Here is a 290-nt window from a genome sequence, read left to right as displayed (position 1 = left end):
GGTCGGCGTCTGCAATCTTTCGACGCGGGCGCCGATCGCCTTCGACCACTTCGCCGAGAACCGCACGACCGGCGCCTTCATCCTGATCGATCGCATCACCAATGCCACGGTCGGCGCCGGCATGATTCTGCATTCGCTGCGCCGCGCCGAGAACATCCACTGGCAGTCGCTCGATGTCGGCAAGCGGGGCCGCTCCGACCTGAAGAACCAGCGCCCGGCCGTGTTCTGGTTCACCGGGCTGTCCGGCTCGGGCAAGTCGACCATCGCCAATCTCTTCGAGAAGAAGCTGT

Annotated in this window: 1 protein-coding gene; it reads left to right on the top strand. The window is 64.8% G+C overall.

What is annotated here, in order from left to right; genetic code table 11:
• Window positions 1-290: adenylyl-sulfate kinase (locus tag EN845_RS34850; protein ID WP_135931342.1), on the top strand; the 290-nt coding region annotated here is incomplete at both ends.

This window comes from Mesorhizobium sp. M8A.F.Ca.ET.202.01.1.1, from assembly GCF_004791595.1.
GTDB lineage: Bacteria > Pseudomonadota > Alphaproteobacteria > Rhizobiales > Rhizobiaceae > Mesorhizobium.
Note: the sequence above shows the minus strand (reverse complement) of the source record. Positions and strands in the feature narration are given on the sequence as shown.